16 protein-coding genes are annotated in these 16,877 nt (G+C 60.6%); 9 read left to right on the forward strand and 7 right to left on the reverse strand.

Translation table 11 applies throughout. The annotated features are described in order from the left end of the window. Nucleotides 1-6: 6 nt before the first annotated feature. The 4 genes from R0140_RS05225 to hycI are packed head-to-tail and all read left to right on the forward strand — an operon-like array spanning nucleotide 7 to nucleotide 2,186. Nucleotides 7-549 (forward strand): formate hydrogenlyase complex iron-sulfur subunit, encoded by a 543-nt coding sequence (locus R0140_RS05225; protein WP_032731138.1) that lies wholly within the window; start codon nucleotides 7-9, stop codon nucleotides 547-549. Beyond that, nucleotides 549-1,316: an NADH-quinone oxidoreductase subunit B family protein gene (locus R0140_RS05230; protein WP_002914891.1), complete on the forward strand. Its 768-nt coding sequence runs from the start codon at nucleotides 549-551 to the stop codon at nucleotides 1,314-1,316. The genes R0140_RS05225 and R0140_RS05230 overlap by 1 nt, the downstream gene beginning before the upstream one ends. Continuing rightward, a complete protein-coding gene (locus R0140_RS05235) occupies nucleotides 1,313-1,723 on the forward strand; it encodes a formate hydrogenlyase maturation HycH family protein (protein WP_032731137.1) in 411 nt (136 codons plus the stop codon). The genes R0140_RS05230 and R0140_RS05235 overlap by 4 nt, the downstream gene beginning before the upstream one ends. Further along, nucleotides 1,716-2,186, forward strand: coding sequence for a hydrogenase maturation peptidase HycI (gene hycI / locus R0140_RS05240; RefSeq protein ID WP_008806179.1), 471 nt, complete (start codon nucleotides 1,716-1,718; stop codon nucleotides 2,184-2,186). Before R0140_RS05235 ends, hycI begins: the two co-directional genes overlap by 8 nt. Here the strand turns inward: hycI and R0140_RS05245 are convergent. The 3 genes from R0140_RS05245 to ascF all read right to left on the reverse strand — a co-directional run bounded on the left by R0140_RS05245 (nucleotide 2,183) and on the right by ascF (nucleotide 5,566). After that, entirely contained in the window at nucleotides 2,183-2,491 is a 309-nt protein-coding gene (locus R0140_RS05245) for a SymE family type I addiction module toxin (RefSeq protein WP_012967361.1), read from the reverse strand. The genes hycI and R0140_RS05245 overlap by 4 nt on opposite strands. Nucleotides 2,492-2,672: 181 nt before the next feature. Beyond that, nucleotides 2,673-4,097 carry a 6-phospho-beta-glucosidase gene (locus R0140_RS05250; protein ID WP_032740886.1) on the reverse strand — a complete coding sequence of 475 codons (1,425 nt, stop codon included), beginning with the start codon at nucleotides 4,095-4,097 and terminating at the stop codon, nucleotides 2,673-2,675. 26 nt (nucleotides 4,098-4,123) lie between these two features. Beyond that, entirely contained in the window at nucleotides 4,124-5,566 is a 1,443-nt protein-coding gene (gene ascF / locus R0140_RS05255) for a PTS cellobiose/arbutin/salicin transporter subunit IIBC (protein ID WP_032740885.1), read from the reverse strand. A 267-nt stretch (nucleotides 5,567-5,833) separates the two neighbouring features. Between ascF and R0140_RS05260 the strand changes: the two genes are divergently transcribed. From R0140_RS05260 to R0140_RS05275, 4 genes are all read left to right on the forward strand, one after another. Continuing rightward, complete coding sequence (locus tag R0140_RS05260) at nucleotides 5,834-6,847, forward strand: LacI family DNA-binding transcriptional regulator (RefSeq protein ID WP_032740884.1); 1,014 nt, start codon at nucleotides 5,834-5,836, stop codon at nucleotides 6,845-6,847. Nucleotides 6,848-6,982: 135 nt separating this feature from the next. Next, nucleotides 6,983-7,510, forward strand: coding sequence for an electron transport protein HydN (gene hydN / locus R0140_RS05265; RefSeq protein ID WP_008806174.1), 528 nt, complete (start codon nucleotides 6,983-6,985; stop codon nucleotides 7,508-7,510). Between the two features lie 8 nt (nucleotides 7,511-7,518). Further along, nucleotides 7,519-9,753, forward strand: a complete 2,235-nt coding sequence (gene hypF, locus R0140_RS05270; protein WP_049153533.1) for a carbamoyltransferase HypF — start codon at nucleotides 7,519-7,521, stop codon at nucleotides 9,751-9,753. Further along, nucleotides 9,750-10,763, forward strand: coding sequence for a HoxN/HupN/NixA family nickel/cobalt transporter (locus R0140_RS05275; RefSeq protein WP_008806172.1), 1,014 nt, complete (start codon nucleotides 9,750-9,752; stop codon nucleotides 10,761-10,763). Before hypF ends, R0140_RS05275 begins: the two co-directional genes overlap by 4 nt. Nucleotides 10,764-10,859: 96 nt before the next feature. Here R0140_RS05275 and norW read toward each other — a convergent pair whose 3' ends face one another. Beyond that, nucleotides 10,860-11,993: an NADH:flavorubredoxin reductase NorW gene (gene norW, locus R0140_RS05280; protein ID WP_086512062.1), complete on the reverse strand. Its 1,134-nt coding sequence runs from the start codon at nucleotides 11,991-11,993 to the stop codon at nucleotides 10,860-10,862. Continuing rightward, entirely contained in the window at nucleotides 11,990-13,438 is a 1,449-nt protein-coding gene (gene norV / locus R0140_RS05285) for an anaerobic nitric oxide reductase flavorubredoxin (RefSeq protein ID WP_099217054.1), read from the reverse strand. Before norV ends, norW begins: the two co-directional genes overlap by 4 nt. Nucleotides 13,439-13,625: 187 nt before the next feature. Here norV and norR point away from each other — a divergent pair, with 187 nt between their 5' ends. After that, nucleotides 13,626-15,176 carry a nitric oxide reductase transcriptional regulator NorR gene (norR, locus tag R0140_RS05290; protein WP_099217055.1) on the forward strand — a complete coding sequence of 517 codons (1,551 nt, stop codon included), beginning with the start codon at nucleotides 13,626-13,628 and terminating at the stop codon, nucleotides 15,174-15,176. Here norR and gutQ read toward each other — a convergent pair. Together gutQ and srlR are read right to left on the reverse strand one after the other, a co-directional pair. Next, nucleotides 15,139-16,104: an arabinose-5-phosphate isomerase GutQ gene (gene gutQ / locus R0140_RS05295; protein WP_023298119.1), complete on the reverse strand. Its 966-nt coding sequence runs from the start codon at nucleotides 16,102-16,104 to the stop codon at nucleotides 15,139-15,141. The two genes, norR and gutQ, sit on opposite strands and share 38 nt — an antisense overlap. Beyond that, nucleotides 16,097-16,870, reverse strand: coding sequence for a glucitol operon DNA-binding transcriptional repressor SrlR (gene srlR, locus R0140_RS05300; protein ID WP_008806163.1), 774 nt, complete (start codon nucleotides 16,868-16,870; stop codon nucleotides 16,097-16,099). The genes gutQ and srlR overlap by 8 nt, the downstream gene beginning before the upstream one ends. Nucleotides 16,871-16,877 lie beyond the last annotated feature (7 nt).

Raw genomic sequence — 16,877 nt, forward strand, 5'->3', positions numbered from 1 at the left:
ATCGCCATGTTTACCTTTATTAAAAAAGTTATTAAGACCGGCACCGCGACGCACGCCTACCCGCTGGAGCCGATGCCGGTAGACAAAAACTTTCGCGGCAAGCCGGAGCATACGCCGCAGCAGTGTATCGGCTGCGCGGCCTGCGTGAACGCCTGCCCGTCGAACGCCCTGACGGTCGAGACCGATCTGACCACTAAACAGCTGGCGTGGCAGTTTAACCTCGGGCGCTGCATCTTCTGCGGCCGCTGTGAAGAGGTGTGCCCGACGGCGGCGATTAAGCTGTCGCCGGAGTATGAGCTGGCGGTGTGGAAGAAAGAGGATTTCCTCCAGCAGTCGCGCTTCGCTATCTGCCACTGCCGGGAGTGCCAGCGTCCGTTCGCGGTGCAGAAGGAGATCGACTACGCCATCGCGCTGCTCAAGCATAACGGCGATACCCGCGCCGAGCTGCACCGCGAAAGCTTCGAAACCTGCCCGGAATGCAAGCGCCAGAAATGCCTGGTGCCGTCCGATCGTATTGAACTAACCCGCCATATGAGGGAGGCCAGCTGATGAGTACTTTACTTGGCCCGCGCGATGAAAACGGCATTCCCGTGCCGATGACGGTGGATGAATCCATCGCCAGCATGAAGGCCTCGCTGCTGAAGAAGATTAAACGTTCGGCCTACGTCTACCGCGTCGACTGCGGCGGCTGCAACGGTTGCGAAATTGAAATCTTCGCCACCCTTTCGCCGCTGTTCGACGCTGAACGCTTCGGGATTAAAGTGGTGCCTTCGCCGCGCCATGCCGATATCCTGCTGTTTACCGGGGCGGTGACCCGCGCCATGCGCTCCCCGGCGCTGCGCGCCTGGCAGTCGGCGCCGGATCCGAAGATCTGTATCTCCTACGGCGCCTGCGGCAACAGCGGCGGCATCTTCCACGACCTGTACTGTGTCTGGGGCGGTACCGATAAAATCGTACCGGTCGATGTCTATATTCCGGGCTGCCCGCCGACGCCCGCCGCCACCCTGTACGGCTTTGCTATGGCGCTCGGCCTGCTGGAGCAGAAAATCCATGCTCGTCTGCCAGGCGAACTCGACGAACAGCCGACCGAGCTGCTGCATGCCGATATGGTGCAGCCCCTGCGGGTGCGCATCGATCGCGAAGCGCGGCGTCTGGCGGGCTATCGCTATGGCCGGCAGATTGCTGACGACTATATGCGTCTGCTCGGCCAGGGCGACAGCCAGGTGCTGCGCTGGCTGGAGGCGGAGAAAGATCCGCGTCTGACCGAGATCGTCACCCATCTCAACCAGGTGGTCGAGGGGGCGCGTATCCGATGAGCGAGACGGTGGTGTTCAGTCAGCTGAGCCGTAAATTTATTGATGAGAACGACGCCACGCCGGATCAGGCGCAGCAGGTGGTCTATTACAGCCTGGCGATTGGCCACCACCTCGGCGTCATCGACTGTCTTGAGGCGGCGCTGAGCTGCCCGTGGGAGGCGTATCTGGCATGGATCGCCACCCTTGAGGCCGGGAGCGCCGCGCGGCGCAAAATGGAGGGCGTGCCGAAGTATGGCGAAATCGTCATCGACAGCAGCCATGTGGCGATGCTGGCCAACGCCTTTGATAAAGCGCAGTCCGCGCAGACCCCGCAGCAGCAGGCGTGGAGCAAAACCCTGCTCAGCATGCTGCATGATATTCACCAGGAGAGCGCCATCTACCTGATGGTGAGGAGATTACGTGACTGACGTTTTACTCTGTGTTGGCAACAGCATGATGGGCGACGACGGCGCCGGCCCGCTGCTGGCGGAGATGTGCGCGGCGAACCCGGCCGGCCAGTGGGTGGTCATCGACGGCGGCAGCGCGCCGGAAAACGACATCGTGGCGATCCGCGAATTACGCCCCGAACGCCTGCTGATTGTCGATGCCACCGATATGGGCCTCAACCCCGGCGACATTCGCGTCATCGACCCCGACGACATCGCCGAGATGTTTATGATGACCACCCATAACATGCCGCTCAACTATCTGGTCGATCAGTTGAAAGAGGACGTCGGCGAGGTGATTTTCCTCGGCATTCAGCCGGATATCGTCGGTTTTTATTATCCGATGACCCAGCCGGTAAAAGAGGCCGTTGCCCGGGTGTACCAGCAGCTGGCAGACTGGCAGGGCCAGGGCGGCTTTGCCCGGCTGGAGGCTGAAGACGATTAACCCAGCGGCGAACCGGGCTCTCCGCCGGCGCACGACTGACCTGCCGGGAGCCCCGTTCCCGGCGGCGCCAGCTCAAGATTCTCTATCACTAATTTCCCGGGCGACACCGAGACTCTGACCTGCGTGCCGACCGGAAACCCCGCCTGCTCCAGCCAGTCGCCGTTCAGGTTCAGGGCTGCGTGGCGGGTGTAGCGCCGCGTCTCCCGCGTTTTGCGGTCTTCATGGCGTTTTCTGACATATCCCACGGTTAACTGGCGAATGGCCCTGGCTATCCCTCTGGCTGCGGTAGTGTGCTGTGCGCTCATGATGTGCTCCTTGCTGAAGATACCCCTGTAAAAGTACTGGATAAAATACCAGTTATTGTGAACAGGAGGCAAACCAGAAACTGGAATCAGGCTCGAGAAAAAAGCATGTAATAGATGCAACAGAAAGCAGACGCCCGTCCCCCGTTTATCGCGGGGAATGGGCGCGCGTGGGCGAGGACGCTTAGTCGAGATCGGCGCCGTTGCTGGCTATCACCTTCTGGTACCAGAAGAATGACTTTTTACGCTTACGCGCCAGGGTGCCATTGCCGGCATCGTCGCGATCGACATAGACAAAGCCGTAGCGCTTGCTCATCTCGCCGGTTGACGCTGAGACCAGATCGATGCAGCCCCAGCTGGTGTAGCCCAGCACCGGAATACCGTCGCCGATAGCGTCGCGCATTGCCCTGATGTGCTCGCGCAGGTAGCTGATGCGATAGTCGTCATTGATGTCGCCATTGGCATCGATCTCATCGCGGGCGCCAAGCCCGTTTTCCACCAGGAACAGCGGTTTCTGATAGCGGTCGTACATCATGTTCATGGTGATACGCAGGCCCAGCGGGTCGATGCCCCAGCCCCATTCGCTGGCCGGGATGTGCGGGTTCTTCAGCGACTTGACGATATTGGCGGCATTGGTGTTGCTGGCGTTCATCTCCGCCGAGGCGCAGCGCGACGCATAGTAGCTAAAGGAGACGAAATCGACGGTGTTTTTGAGGATCTCGTCATCGCCCGGCTGTTTCGCAATCGTGACCCCTTTTTCCCGGAACACCCGCGCGGCCCACACCGGATAGGCGCCGCGCGCCTGGACGTCGATAAAGAACAGATTTTCGCGGTCCTTCTCCAGCGCCATCCACACATCTTCCGGCTTGCAGGAGTAAGGATAGAAATTGCCGCCCGCCAGCATGCAGCCGACCTGATTTTGCGGGTTAATCTCATGGGCGATTTTTGTCGCCAGCGCGCTGGCCACCAGCTCGTGATGCGCGGCCTGGTACTTCACCTGCTCCTGATTTTCACCCTCTTCAAACACCAGCCCGGCGCCGGAGTAGGGGCTGTGCAGCATGATGTTGATTTCATTGAAGGTGAGCCAGTATTTCACCATACCGTCAAAAGCTTCAAAGCAGGTGCGGGCGTAGTGGCTGAAAAAATCCACCATTTTGCGGTTGCGCCAGGAGCCGTACTCCATCACCAGATGCATCGGCACGTCGAAATGACACAGCGTGACCAGCGGCTCAATACCGTGCTTTTTGCACTCCTCAAACAGTGAGCGGTAGAAGGCGATGCCCTGCGGATTCGGCTGTTGCTCGTCGCCGCGCGGGAACAGTCGGCTCCAGGCGATGGAGGTGCGAAAGACGCTGAACCCCATCTCGGCCATCAGGGCAATATCTTCTTTATAGCGATGGTAAAAATCGATCGCCTCATGGCTGGGGTAAAATTCGTCTTCACGCAGCGTAAAGCGCTTCTCCAGGCCTAATTTTACCGGCAGGCGGTGGGCGCCGTGGGGGAGGGTATCCACGGTGGTCAGCCCCTTACCGCCTTCAAGATAAGCGCCTTCAGACTGGTTGGCGGCCAGTGCGCCGCCCCATAAAAATCCCTGTGGGAAACTCGCCATGCATTACCTCATTATCAATTGTGTGTTCAGGTGTGGGATGCCTGGGCCCGGGCCTGGCGCGCTCTGGCGTCGGCAGCGGCCTGTTCAACGGGAATATCTTCAAAGCCGAGGATCAGCGTCAGGGCAAACGACAGCACCACCGACAGCGCCATCACGCCAAATACCCAGACGATAGTCATCGGATTGGCTGGATCGAAAAACTGCACGCTGGTAAACAGCCCTGGCGCCGCCATCGAATGGCTGGCCAGACCGGCGATTCCCGCCACCGCGCCGCAGATAAAGCCGCTGATTAAGCTGGCGATCAGCGGGCGCTTCAGGCGCACCGCCACGCCGTACAGCGCCGGTTCGGAAATCCCGGCCAGAATCGCCGATGCCGCGGCGGCCAGCGCCGTCTGGCGCAGCTCCGGGTTTTTGGTTTTCCACGCCACCGCCAGCGACGATCCGCCCAGCGACAGGTTGGCGCCGATCTCCGATGGCATCACCATGCCCTCTTTGCCGGTTTCGGCGATGGTCTGAATGATGGTTGGCGTAAAGACGCGGTGCATCCCGGTCATCACCAGCAGTGGCCACAGCCCGCCCATGATCGCCACCGACAGCCAGCCGAGATAGCTGTGGATCGTATACACCAGCGCGGAAATGGCGCTACCGATCCAGATGCCCAGCGGGCCAATCAGCAGGATCGCCAGCGGGGCGGCGATCAGCACGATCAGCATCGGCTTAAGGAAGTTTTTCGTCACCGCCGGGGTAATGCGATCCACCCAGCGCTCGATATACGACAGGCACCAGGTCATCACCAGCGCCGGGATCACCGTGTAGGTGTATTTCACCGCGGTAACCGGAATAAAGGCAAATTCAACGTGTTCGCCCTGGGCGGCTTTGGCCATCAATTCGATAAACCCGGGATGCACCAGCACCCCGGCGATGGCGATAGCCAGCGACATATTGGTTTTGAATTTCACCGCCGCGGAGGCGGCCACCATCAGCGGCAGGAAGAAAAACGCGCCATCGCCGATAAGCGTCAGGAGGGTCAGCGTCGGTGAGCCTTTCGGCAACGCGCCGCTCATCTCGAGGATCATTGCCAGCAGCTTGACCATCGATCCGCCGATAATCGCCGGGATCAGCGGCGACATGGTGCCGATCAGCGCGTCAAGGATCCCGGCGCCGATGCGTTTCAGGGTTAGCGGCGCTTTGCCCTGCGGCTCAGCCGGGCGCAGGTCGCCAGGCAGCAGATTCACCACCTCGCGGTAGGCCTGGGAAACGGTATTGCCGATGATCACCTGGCACTGGTTATCGCTGCGCACAACGCCGAGTACCCCGGTCAGGCCTTTCAGGGTGGGGCTATCGACCTTTTTGTCGTCTTTGACCACGAAGCGCAGACGGGTCATGCAGTGGGTCACGGCGGCGACGTTATCGACTCCGCCGATTGCCTCGACTATCTGTTGCGCCAGGGCTGCATAATTTTTCGACATCGGATTTTATCCTGTTTATCAATAGGGTACTGATCTGCTACCGCGCCGCATCGCCGGGCGATACCATGTTTATATAGGAAACCGGTTCCACAAAATCATGGTGACTTTCATTTGATTGCACAAGGAATAAAAAAAGATGATCTCAATTTTGTGATTTTGATCGCGAAGCGTCGCCGTAAGCCGGATCGCGGTGGTGAACAGGGGAATGCTGTAAAAGCGGGAAACGTGCAGTACACTGCCTGCAACTTTTGCAACAGGAAGAATCACATGGCAACGATGCTGGAGGTCGCAAAGCGCGCGGGGGTATCGAAGGCAACCGTTTCGCGGGTACTGTCGGGCAACGGCTATGTCAGTCAGGAGACCAAAGACCGGGTGTTTAAGGCGGTGGCGGAGAGCGGCTACCGGCCTAATCTGCTGGCGCGCAACCTAGCGACTAAAACGACGCAAACCCTGGGCCTGGTGGTGACCAACACCCTGTACCACGGCGTCTATTTCAGCGAGCTGCTGTATCACGTGGCGCGGATGACGGAAGACAAGGGACGACAGCTGATCCTGGCCGACGGCAAGCACAGCGCGCAAGAGGAGCGGGAGGCGATCCAGTACCTGCTGGATCTGCGCTGCGATGCGATCATCATCTACCCGCGCTTTCTCACCGTTGACGAGATGGACGAGATCGTTGAGAACCACTCGCAGCCGATCATGGTGCTTAACCGCCGCCTGCGTCGCCACGCCAGCCACTGTGTCTGGTCCGATCAAAAAGCCTCGGCGATGCGGGTGGTGGAGCGGCTGATTGCGCTTGGCCATCGCGATATCGCCTTTATTACCGGCTCCCTTGACTCACCCACCGGCGTCGAACGCCTTGCCGGCTACAAAGACGCGCTGGCTGGCCATGGCGTCGCCCTGAACGAGGCGCTCATCGCGGAGGGGCGCTGGACGCCGGAAACCGGCGCGGCGGCGGTGGAGATCCTGCGTCAGCGCGGGGTGACCTACAGCGCGCTGGTGGCGAGCAATGACGATATGGCGATCGGAGCGATGAAGCAGCTTCACCAGCTGGGCGTTAAGGTTCCGGATCAGGTCTCGGTGGTGGGGTTTGACGATATTGTGCTGGCGCCGTATATGGTGCCGTCGCTCGCCAGCGTTCGGGTACCGGTGACGGAGATGATTAAAGAGAGCATCAATCGGCTGATATTTATGCTGGATGGTGGGGAATTCAACTTTCAGCAGAGCTTCCCCGGGGCGTTAATTGAGCGTGATTCACTGGTGTCGGGTCCCTGTGCCTGACGTCGTCAGCTGTCATCGTCACTACTGACGATGACAGCAAATATTCGATTTAATTCTCTTAACTATCAATGATATAAAAACTGGAACGTATTATGCATACTCCGGCGCCTAACCTTCTTACTGCTGGAGAAATGGATGAACCGTTTCATTATCGCCGATGCGAGCAAATGTATCGGCTGTCGCACTTGCGAAGTGGCCTGCGTGGTGTCCCATCAGGAACATCAGGATTGCGCCGCCCTGACGCCTCACACCTTTCAACCGCGTATTCACGTGATCAAAGGGGTCAATGTCTCCACGGCGACCGCCTGCCGTCAGTGTGAAGACGCCCCCTGCGCCAACGTCTGCCCGAACGGCGCCATTAGCCGCGATAAAGGCTTTGTCCATGTGATGCAGGAGCGCTGCATCGGCTGCAAAACCTGCGTTGTTGCCTGCCCGTACGGGGCGATGGAGGTGGTGGTGCGCCCGGTGATCCGCCATAGCGGTGCCGGACTGAACGTCGTGGCGGAAAAAGCCGAAGCCAACAAGTGCGACCTCTGCTTCCACCGCGAGAGCGGCCCGGCCTGCATGGAAGTCTGCCCGACGCACGCCCTGGTGTGCGTTGACCGCAATAAACTCGAGCAGATGAATATCGAGAAACGTCGCCGTACGGCGCTGGCCTGGTAAGTCGTGGCATGAACGGGGTGCAAATCCGCATTCGCGGTAAAGTGCAGGGGGTGGGGTTCCGCCCCTTTGTCTGGCAGCTGGCCCGGACGCAGGCCCGCTGCGGCGATGTCTGTAATGACGGTGACGGCGTCCTCGTGCGGCTGGCCGGGGGCGACGATGGTTTTACTGCCGCTCTGGCTGACCACTGCCCGCCGCTGGCGCGTATCGACAGCACCGACTGCACCCCTTATTGCTGGACGGCCACGCCGAAGGATTTCACCATCCGCGAGAGCGGGGCGGGATGCATGCGCACTCAGATCGTGCCCGATGCCGCGACCTGTCCGGCGTGCCTCGCGGAGATGAACGATCCCCGGGCGCGCCGCTACCGCTACCCCTTTATCAACTGCACCCACTGCGGGCCGCGGTTAACCATTATCCGCGCCATGCCCTACGACCGGCCTTTCACCGCAATGGCGCCGTTCCCGCTCTGTTCCCCTTGTGAGGCGGAGTTCCGCGATCCTGCGGATCGCCGTTTTCACGCCCAGCCGGTGGCCTGCCCCGACTGCGGACCGCGGCTGGAATGGCGGGCAGAGGGGGAAACGCTGAACAGCGAGGCGGCGCTGCAGGCGGCCATCACGCGGCTGGCGGCAGGCGACATCGTGGCGATAAAAGGCATCGGCGGCTTTCATCTGGCCTGCGATGCCGGTAATCCCGCTGCCGTTGCCACGCTGCGGGCGAGGAAACACCGTCCGGCGAAACCGCTGGCGGTGATGTTGCCGTCAGCGGCGGGCTTACCCGCCGACGCCGCGGCGCTGATGGGCTCCCCGGCGGCGCCCATCGTACTGATTGCTAAAGCGCAGGTCTCCGGCCTGTGTGACGAGATTGCGCCAGGACTTGCGGAAGTAGGGGTGATGCTGCCGTCTAATCCGCTGCAGCATTTGCTTCTGCAGGCCCTGGCGCGCCCCATCGTCATGACCTCCGGCAACCTTAGCGGCCGTCCGCCGGCGTTAAGTAATGCTCAGGCGCTCAACGACTTAGCCGACATTGCCGACGGCTTTCTCTTGCATAATCGCGACATCCTGCAGCGAATGGATGATTCGCTGGTGCGGTCAAGCGGTGAAATGCTGCGCCGCGCCCGGGGCTACGTCCCGGATGCGCTGCCGCTGCCGCCGGGGCTACAAGACATCCCGCCGCTGCTGGCTCTCGGCGCGGATATGAAAAATACCTTCTGCCTGGCGCGCGGCAGCGAAGCGGTGCTGAGCCAGCACTTTGGCGATCTTGGCGAGGAAGGCGTTGAACAGCAGTGGCGCCGCGCCCTGCAACTGATGCAAAGCATTTACGCGTTTGTGCCGCAGCGGGTGGTGGTTGATGCCCACCCCGGCTATCGCTCAACGCAGTGGGCGGCGTCCCTGTCGCTGCCGGTGGAGACGGTGCTGCATCACCATGCTCATGCTGCGGCGTGCCTGGCCGAGCACCGCTGGCCGCTTGACGGCGGCGACGTTATCGCCCTGACCCTCGACGGCATCGGCATGGGGGAGAACGGCGCGCTGTGGGGCGGGGAGTGCCTGCGGGTTAACTATCGCCAGTGCGAACATCTTGGCGGGTTGCCGGCCGTCGCGCTGCCGGGCGGTGACCTGGCGGCGCGCCAGCCGTGGCGAAATCTGCTGGCTCAGTGCCTGGCCTTTGTCCCTGACTGGCAGGATTATCCGCAGACCGCCCCCCTCCGCCAGCGCAACTGGCCGCTGCTGGCGCAGGCCATCGATCGCGGCATTAACGCGCCGCGCGCCTCGTCCTGCGGACGGCTGTTTGATGCCGTCGCCTGTGCGCTGGATTGTGCGCCGGAGAGCCTGAGCTATGAAGGCGAAGCAGCCTGTCGGCTGGAGGCGCTGGCCGCCAGCTGCCCCGGCGTCAGCCACCCGGTTACGCTGCCGTGGCGCGACGACGCGCTGGACTTAGCAACCTTCTGGCGACGGTGGCTGAACTGGCAGGCGACCCCGGCGCAGAAAGCCTGGGCCTTCCATGACGCCCTGGCCTGTGGGCTGGCGGCGATGGCCTGCGACTGCGCCACCGCTCGCGGCATCGACACGATAGTTTGCACCGGCGGGGTGCTGCATAACCGCCTGCTGGCGGCGCGATTGACCTTTTATCTGGCGGATTTTACTCTGCTGTTGGCGCAGCAGTTGCCGGCCGGCGACGGCGCAATCGCATATGGTCAGGCGGTGATCGCCGCCGCCCGCGGGCAGGCTCAAGGAACACAACAATGATAATGACAGTTTTACGCCAGCAGCCGCGCGCTGCGGGACTGGTGTTGGGGTTGATCGCGGCAAACTTACTGGCCTGGTGCTGGGCGCTGCAGGCCTTTGGCGACAGCGGCGCGCTGATGGCCGCCAGCCTTCTGGCCTGGGGCTACGGCCTGCGCCACGCGGTGGATGCCGACCATATCGCGGCGATTGATAACGTGACCCGGAAGATGATGCAGCAGGGGCGGCGGCCTTTCGCCGTCGGGGCCTGGTTCTCGCTGGGCCACTCATCGATTGTGGTATTGGCCTCGGCGGCGATTGCCGCGACCGCCACGGCCTTCAGCGCGCAGATGAGCTGGCTGCATGACACCGGTAGCGTCATCGGCACCGCCGTGTCGGCCCTGTTTTTACTGGCGATGGCTTTTATCAACCTGGTGATTTTACGCAGCGTGTGGCGCAGCTTTCGGGCGTGGAAGCGCGGTGAGAAAGTGAGCGACGAAATCGTCAGCGGCGGCGGGGTGATGAGCTGGCTGTTTGGCAAAACCTTCCGTCTGGTCAGCCGCAGCTGGCAGATGTACCTGGTCGGCTTCCTGTTCGGCCTCGGTTTTGACACCGCTACCGAAATCGGCGTGCTGGGTATCTCCGCCGCCGGCGCGTCGAGCGGGATTTCCGTCTGGTCGATTATGGTCTTCCCGGCGCTGTTCGCCAGTGGTATGGCGCTGGTGGATACCCTCGATAACGTGCTGATGGTCGGCGCCTACGGCTGGGCGTTCAGCAAACCGCAGCGCAAGCTTTATTACAATATGACCATCACCGGCACCTCGGTGGTGGTGGCGCTGTTTATCGGCGGCCTGGAAGCGCTGGGCCTGCTAATGGATAAGTTTGCGCTCAGTGGCGGGATATGGCGCTGGGTGGGGATGTTAAACGATAACCTTGGCGATGCCGGATTTGTGGTGGTCGGGTTGTTTGTCGCCTGTTGGGCGCTGTCGGTGCTTAACTACCGCTGGCGCGGCTACGACAATCTGGCGCGTTAACCTGGAGATTTTCCCGGCTTGCGCTGTGCTTAGCCGGGCTACCAGGACAATACCGTAGCCCGGCTAAGGCGTTTACGCCGCAAGCCGGGAAAACCATCAACTCACCAGTTGCTTGAGCAGCGCAAAGGCTTCTTTCATCTTGTCTTCGCTGACCACAAAGGCACGCAGTTGATTCTCTGCATCCAGGCCTTTCGCCACCAGCCCCTCTTTGGCGGCCACGATATTCCACGTCAGATCGTCGCGGCGGGTGTCGCCGGCCAGATGCAGCGGCAGATCCGGGGTTTTCACTTTCACCAGCATTGGCGGCAGCTTGAGTTCCCCCGCCTGCGCCAGCAGGTTTTTACTCAGGCACATGGCGCTGAGTAAAATCGGCTGCAGGAACGGCAGTACCGTACCGTTGATTTCCGCACAGTCGCCGAGCGCATAAATCGCCGGGTCGCTGGTTTGCAGTTGGTTATTGACCACCACGCCGCGGTTAATCTGCAATCCGGCATGGCGCGCCAGCGACGTTTCCGGGCGCAGGCCGGCGGCGGCCACCACCGCATCGACGGTTATCGCGCGCTGGCGGTCGAGACTGACGCGAATGCCGTCGGCGGTTTGCTCTAACCCCTCAAGCTGCGCCTTGAGCATCAGTTGTACGCCCATCTCGGTAAGCCGATGCTGCAGGCGGCTACTGGCCTCCGGCGGCATCAGCGCCGCCAGCACGCTGGCTGAGTTATCGACCACCGTTACCGCTTTACCGGCGCGGCAGAAATCCATCGCCAGTTCGCAACCAATCAGGCCGCCGCCGACGATCAGCACGCGCTTCGCGTCGTGCAGCTGGCTCTGCGCCGCGCCGTATTCGCGCTGGCTGTTCAGCGTCAGCATCAGCTCGCGTCCCGGTACCGGGGGGATAAACGGCGTCGCCCCGGTGGCCAGCACCAGTTTGTCATAGCGCCACTGGTTATCCTGGCTCTTCACTAACCGTTTTTCGGCGTCGATATCGCTCACCCAGGTATGGGGAAACAGACGCAGATTATACTGCTCGGCGAACTCGCCGGCGCTTTGCAGGGTCAGATCGTCAGCCTTCTGCCCGCGGCTGATGACATGGCTGAGGTCCGGTTTGTTGTATTCATCCATGCTATCGGCGGCGATTAACGTCAGCGGGATTTGCGTATCCTGCTTACGGATATTTTTCACCAGCTGGCGGGCCGCGAAGCCCGAGCCGATGATGACGATGCCATCACTCATTTTGCCTCCGTCGCCAGTACGTCAAAGACATCTTTGCCAAGAGAACACTCTGGGCAGAGGAAATTGTCCGGCACTTCACTCCACGGCGTACCCGGCTGGACATCCTGGTTAGGTTCGCCTTTCGCCGGGTCATAGACCCACTGGCACACGCTGCACTGCATCATGGGACCGAGATCGGCGGCCGCGGCGGCGGCACAGGCACAGTCCTGTTGTTCCGGCGTTGTCGCTGCTTCAGCAACCGGCAGCGGAGAGAGGGCCCACTGGCGGGCGATGTCGCGTCCGTGTTGGCGGCACAATTCCAGCGCGTCGATATCCGGGCGCCATTTGGCTTTCAGGCTCAGCGACATCTCAAAGCTGGCATCCTGCAGGCGGGTGGAGAGGCGGTCTACCGCGCCGCCGCTCCAGCCGTGCGAGCCAAAGGCGCTGGCGCGTTTATTGCGAAAACGCAGCCCGGTCATCTCTTCCACCAACCCGGCGATTTTCGGCATCATCACGTTGTTCATGGTGGAGGTGCCCACCAGTACGCCTTTCGAGCGGAAAACATTGGTGAGAATGTCGTTTTTGTCGCTGCGGGCGACGTTGAAGATTTTTACCGCTACCCGCGGGTCGACTTCAGTGATCCCCTGAGCGATAGCATCCGCCATCATACGGGTGTTGTTGGACATGGTGTCGTAGAAAATCGTGATGCGATCTTCCTGATAATCCGCCGCCCACTCGAGGTATTTCTCGACGATTTGCGTCGGGTTATCGCGCCAGACCACGCCGTGGGAGGTGGCAATCATCTCCACCGGCAGGTTGAAGCCGAGGATTTCAGTAATTTTCGGCGTCACCAGGCGGCTGAAGGGCGTCAGGATGTTGGCGTAGTAGCGTTGGCACTGTTCGTACAGTTCAATCTGGTCCACTTCATCGTTGAACAGGTGTTCGTCGCAGTAGTGCTGGCCGAAGGCGTCGTTGCTGAACAGCACCGCGTCGCCGGTCAGGTAGGTCATCATGCTGTCAGGCCAGTGCAGCATCGGCGTTTCCACGAAGATCAGCTGTTTACCATTACCGATATCGAGAGTATCGCCGGTTTTCACCACGTGGAAGTTCCACTCAGGATGATGATGGTGGCCGTTGATCGAGTCGATAGCGTTGGCGGTGCAGTAGATCGGCGTATCCGGGATCTGCATCATCAGCTCAGTCAGCGCGCCGGCATGGTCCTCTTCGGCGTGGTTAATGACGATATAGTCGAGGTCGGCCAGATCGATTTCGCTGCGCAGGTTCTGCACGAACTCGCGGCTGAATTTATGATCGACGGTATCAATCAGCACGTTCTTCTCTTCGCGGATGAGATAGCTGTTGTAGCTGCTGCCGCGCAGCGTTTTATATTCGGTGCCGTGGAAATCACGCACTTCCCAGTCACGTTGGCCAACCCAAAGAATGTTATTTTTAACCGCAATAGACATAGCAACCTCAATCAATACAGTGTGTTTAAACTCAGTTGACTGGCTTATATCAAGTTACATGCCAACTTTTTAATTCATTGATAATTATCTATTTTTAATTTTTTCTGATTTTGGTTGCTGTCAAAATGACAATAGCTAAAATAGTCGATATGACAATGCGTGTTGTCAAAATGACAATGGAGCGGCAATGAGTTTTTCCGTCGACGAGCTGGCGAGAATCGCCATTGATTTACAAAGCGATATTGGTCACACCGACCGCTTTTCGCGCCTGATTACTACCCTGCGGCAGATCCTCGGCTGCGATGCCTCGGCGCTGCTGCGCTATGAGGCGCATCAGTTTGTGCCGCTGGCGATCGATGGCCTGGCGCAGGATGTGCTTGGTCGGCGCTTTGCCCTGGAAGGACACCCGCGGCTTGAGGCGATTGCGCGCGCCGGGGATGTGGTGCGCTTCCCGGCGGATAGCGATTTGCCCGACCCCTATGACGGGCTGATCCCCGGTCATGAGAGCCTGAAGGTTCACGCCTGCGTTGGCCTGCCGTTGTTTGCCGGACAGACGCTGATTGGCGCGCTGACCCTTGATGGTATGGATGCCGACCGTTTCGATAGCTTCAGCGATGAAGAGCTGCGGCTGATTGCCGCGCTGGTGGCCGGCGCGCTGAACAACGCGCTGCTCATCGCCCGCCTTGAGGCGCAAAACGTGTTGCCGGCGCAGCCGGTCAATTATGCGCAACCTGAGCGCCAGGAAATTATCGGCCTGTCAGCGCCCATGCTGCAGCTGAAAAAAGAGATCGATATCGTCGCCGCCTCGGATTTAAACGTGCTGATAAGCGGCGAAACCGGCACCGGTAAAGAGCTGGTGGCGAAGGCGGTGCACCAGGGATCGCCGCGAGCCGCCAATCCGCTGGTTTATCTCAACTGCGCGGCGCTGCCGGAAAGCGTGGCGGAGAGCGAGCTGTTTGGCCATGTGAAAGGGGCGTTTACCGGGGCTATCAGCAACCGTAGCGGTAAATTTGAGATGGCTGATAACGGCACCCTGTTCCTTGATGAAATAGGCGAACTGTCGCTGGCGTTGCAGGCGAAGCTGCTGCGCGTGTTGCAGTATGGCGATATTCAGCGCGTCGGCGATGACCGCAGCCTGCGGGTCGATGTGCGGGTGCTGGCGGCGACGAACCGCGATCTGCGCCAGGAGGTGGTGGAAGGGCGCTTTCGCGCCGATCTGTACCATCGGCTGAGCGTCTTCCCGCTGTCGGTTCCGGCGCTACGCGAACGGGAAAACGATGTGGTGCTGCTGGCGGGCTATTTCTGTGAGCAGTGCCGCCTGCGGATGGGGCTGGCGCGGGTCATTTTGGCTGAGGCGGCGCGAAACAGGCTGCAGCAGTGGTCCTGGCCGGGCAACGTGCGCGAACTGGAGCATGCTATTCACCGGGCGGTGGTGCTGGCGCGGGCCACCCAGGCCGGTGATGAAGTGGTACTGGAGCCGCAGCATTTCCAGTTTGCGGTGACGGCGCCGATGTTGCCGACTGAGACGGCGGCAGCGGCGCCGGCGACGGAAAACGTCAATTTGCGCGAGGCGACTGACTCTTTTCAGCGAGAAGCGATTAGCCGCGCCCTGGAGGCGAACCAGCGCAACTGGGCGGCGACCGCCCGTGCGCTGGAACTGGACGTCGCCAACCTGCATCGGCTGGCGAAACGTCTGGGGCTTAAAGGATCCCTGCCTGGTAAAAATTCTGCAGGTTGATGGCGCCGACCAGTTGGCCGTTTTCATCCACCACCGGCGCGGCGCTGATTTTGTGTTTCATCAGCCGCTCTTTGGCTTCCACCGCGCGGCTTTCCGCCTGCAGCGTCACGCCGTTGCGGGTCATCGCCCGAGTGACGCTATCGTTGAGCGTACCGCCAGCAACCAGCCAGCGGCGCAGGTCGCCGTCGGTGAAAACGCCCTGCACGCGGTTGGCTTCATCGCAGACCGCCACCAGGCCGAGTCCGGTTCGGCTTAGTTCAAGCATGGCGTCCATGACGTTAGCCTCGGTATTGACCCGCGGCACTTCTTCGTCGCGGCGCATCAGGTGATGCACCTTATTCAGCAGACGCGCGCCGAGGGCGCCCGCCGGGTGGGAACGGGCGAAATCTTCTTCATTGAAACCGCGCGCCTGCATCACCGCCATCGCCAGCGCGTCGCCCAGCATCAGGGTGTTAACGGTGCTGGAGGTCGGCGCCAGATGCATCGGACAGGCTTCGCGCTCCACGGCGATATCCAGCACCGCTTTCGCCGCCAGCGCCAGCGGCGAGGTGGATTTGCCGGTCATCGCCAGCAGAGGAATGGATTTCTCTTCCAGCCGCGGCACGATGAGATCCAGCTCTTTTGCGCTACCGGAGTAGGAGATAAACAGCATCACGTCGCGGCTATCGAGCATACCGAGATCGCCGTGCAGGGCTTCCGCCGGATGGACGAAAAAGGCCGGGGTGCCGGTGCTGGCGAAGGTTGCCGCCAGCTTTTTACCGATGTGGCCGGATTTACCGATACCGGAGACAATCAGTTTGCCCTCGCAGTGGATGATGGTTTCCGCCGCGCGGATGAAGTCGTCGCCCAGGCGTTCCGGCAGGCGGCTCGCCTCCTGCAGCTCAAGCATCAGGGTCTGGCGTCCGGCCTCTAACAAAAAGTTACTCATGATGTTCTCCAGTAATAATGACTTCAATACCTTTGGCTTCCAGCGCCCGCTGGAATTCAGGGTCAATATCGGCATCGGTAATCAATTTATCCACGCGTTCAAGGCCGCAGACAATGTTGGGACTTTTACGGCCAAACTTGGATGAGTCGGCCATCAGGATCACTTCGCGGGCGGCGTTACACATCGCCTTACTGACGGTATAGACCTCGTTAAAGGTGGTGACGCCCGCCACCAGATCGATGCCGTCGGTGCCCATAAACAGCTTGTCGAAGCTGAATTGTTCGAAGGCGTTTTCCGCCAGCTGGCCGTGGAATGAAGCCGATTTTTTACGGAAGGTGCCGCCCGGCATCAGGATGGTCTGCTCGTTATCGAACTCGGAAAGGGCGTTGACGATATGCAGGCTGTTGGTCATCACCGTGATGTTATTGAAGCGGCTCAGCAACGGCACCATTTGCAGCACGGTACTGCCGGCGTCGAGGATAATTGAATCGCCATCGTGGATGTAGCGTACGGCGGCCTCGGCAATCTGCGCTTTCTTGTGGGTGTTGATCAGCGTCTTGTGGTCGATAGGCGGGTCGGCCTCGTCTTTATTCAACACTACGCCGCCGTAGGTGCGGATGACGGTCCCGGCATTCTCCAGAATCACCAGATCCTTGCGGATAGTGGTGCCGGTGGTGTCGAAGTGTTGCGCCAGCTCTTCGACCGAGCATTTGCCCTGCGATTGCAGGTGCTCGAGAATGGCTGCCTGGCGCTGACGTGGTTTCATAGGCGTT

The sequence above is a fragment of the Klebsiella sp. w6 genome, from assembly GCF_033100215.1.
Lineage (GTDB): Bacteria > Pseudomonadota > Gammaproteobacteria > Enterobacterales > Enterobacteriaceae > Klebsiella > Klebsiella variicola.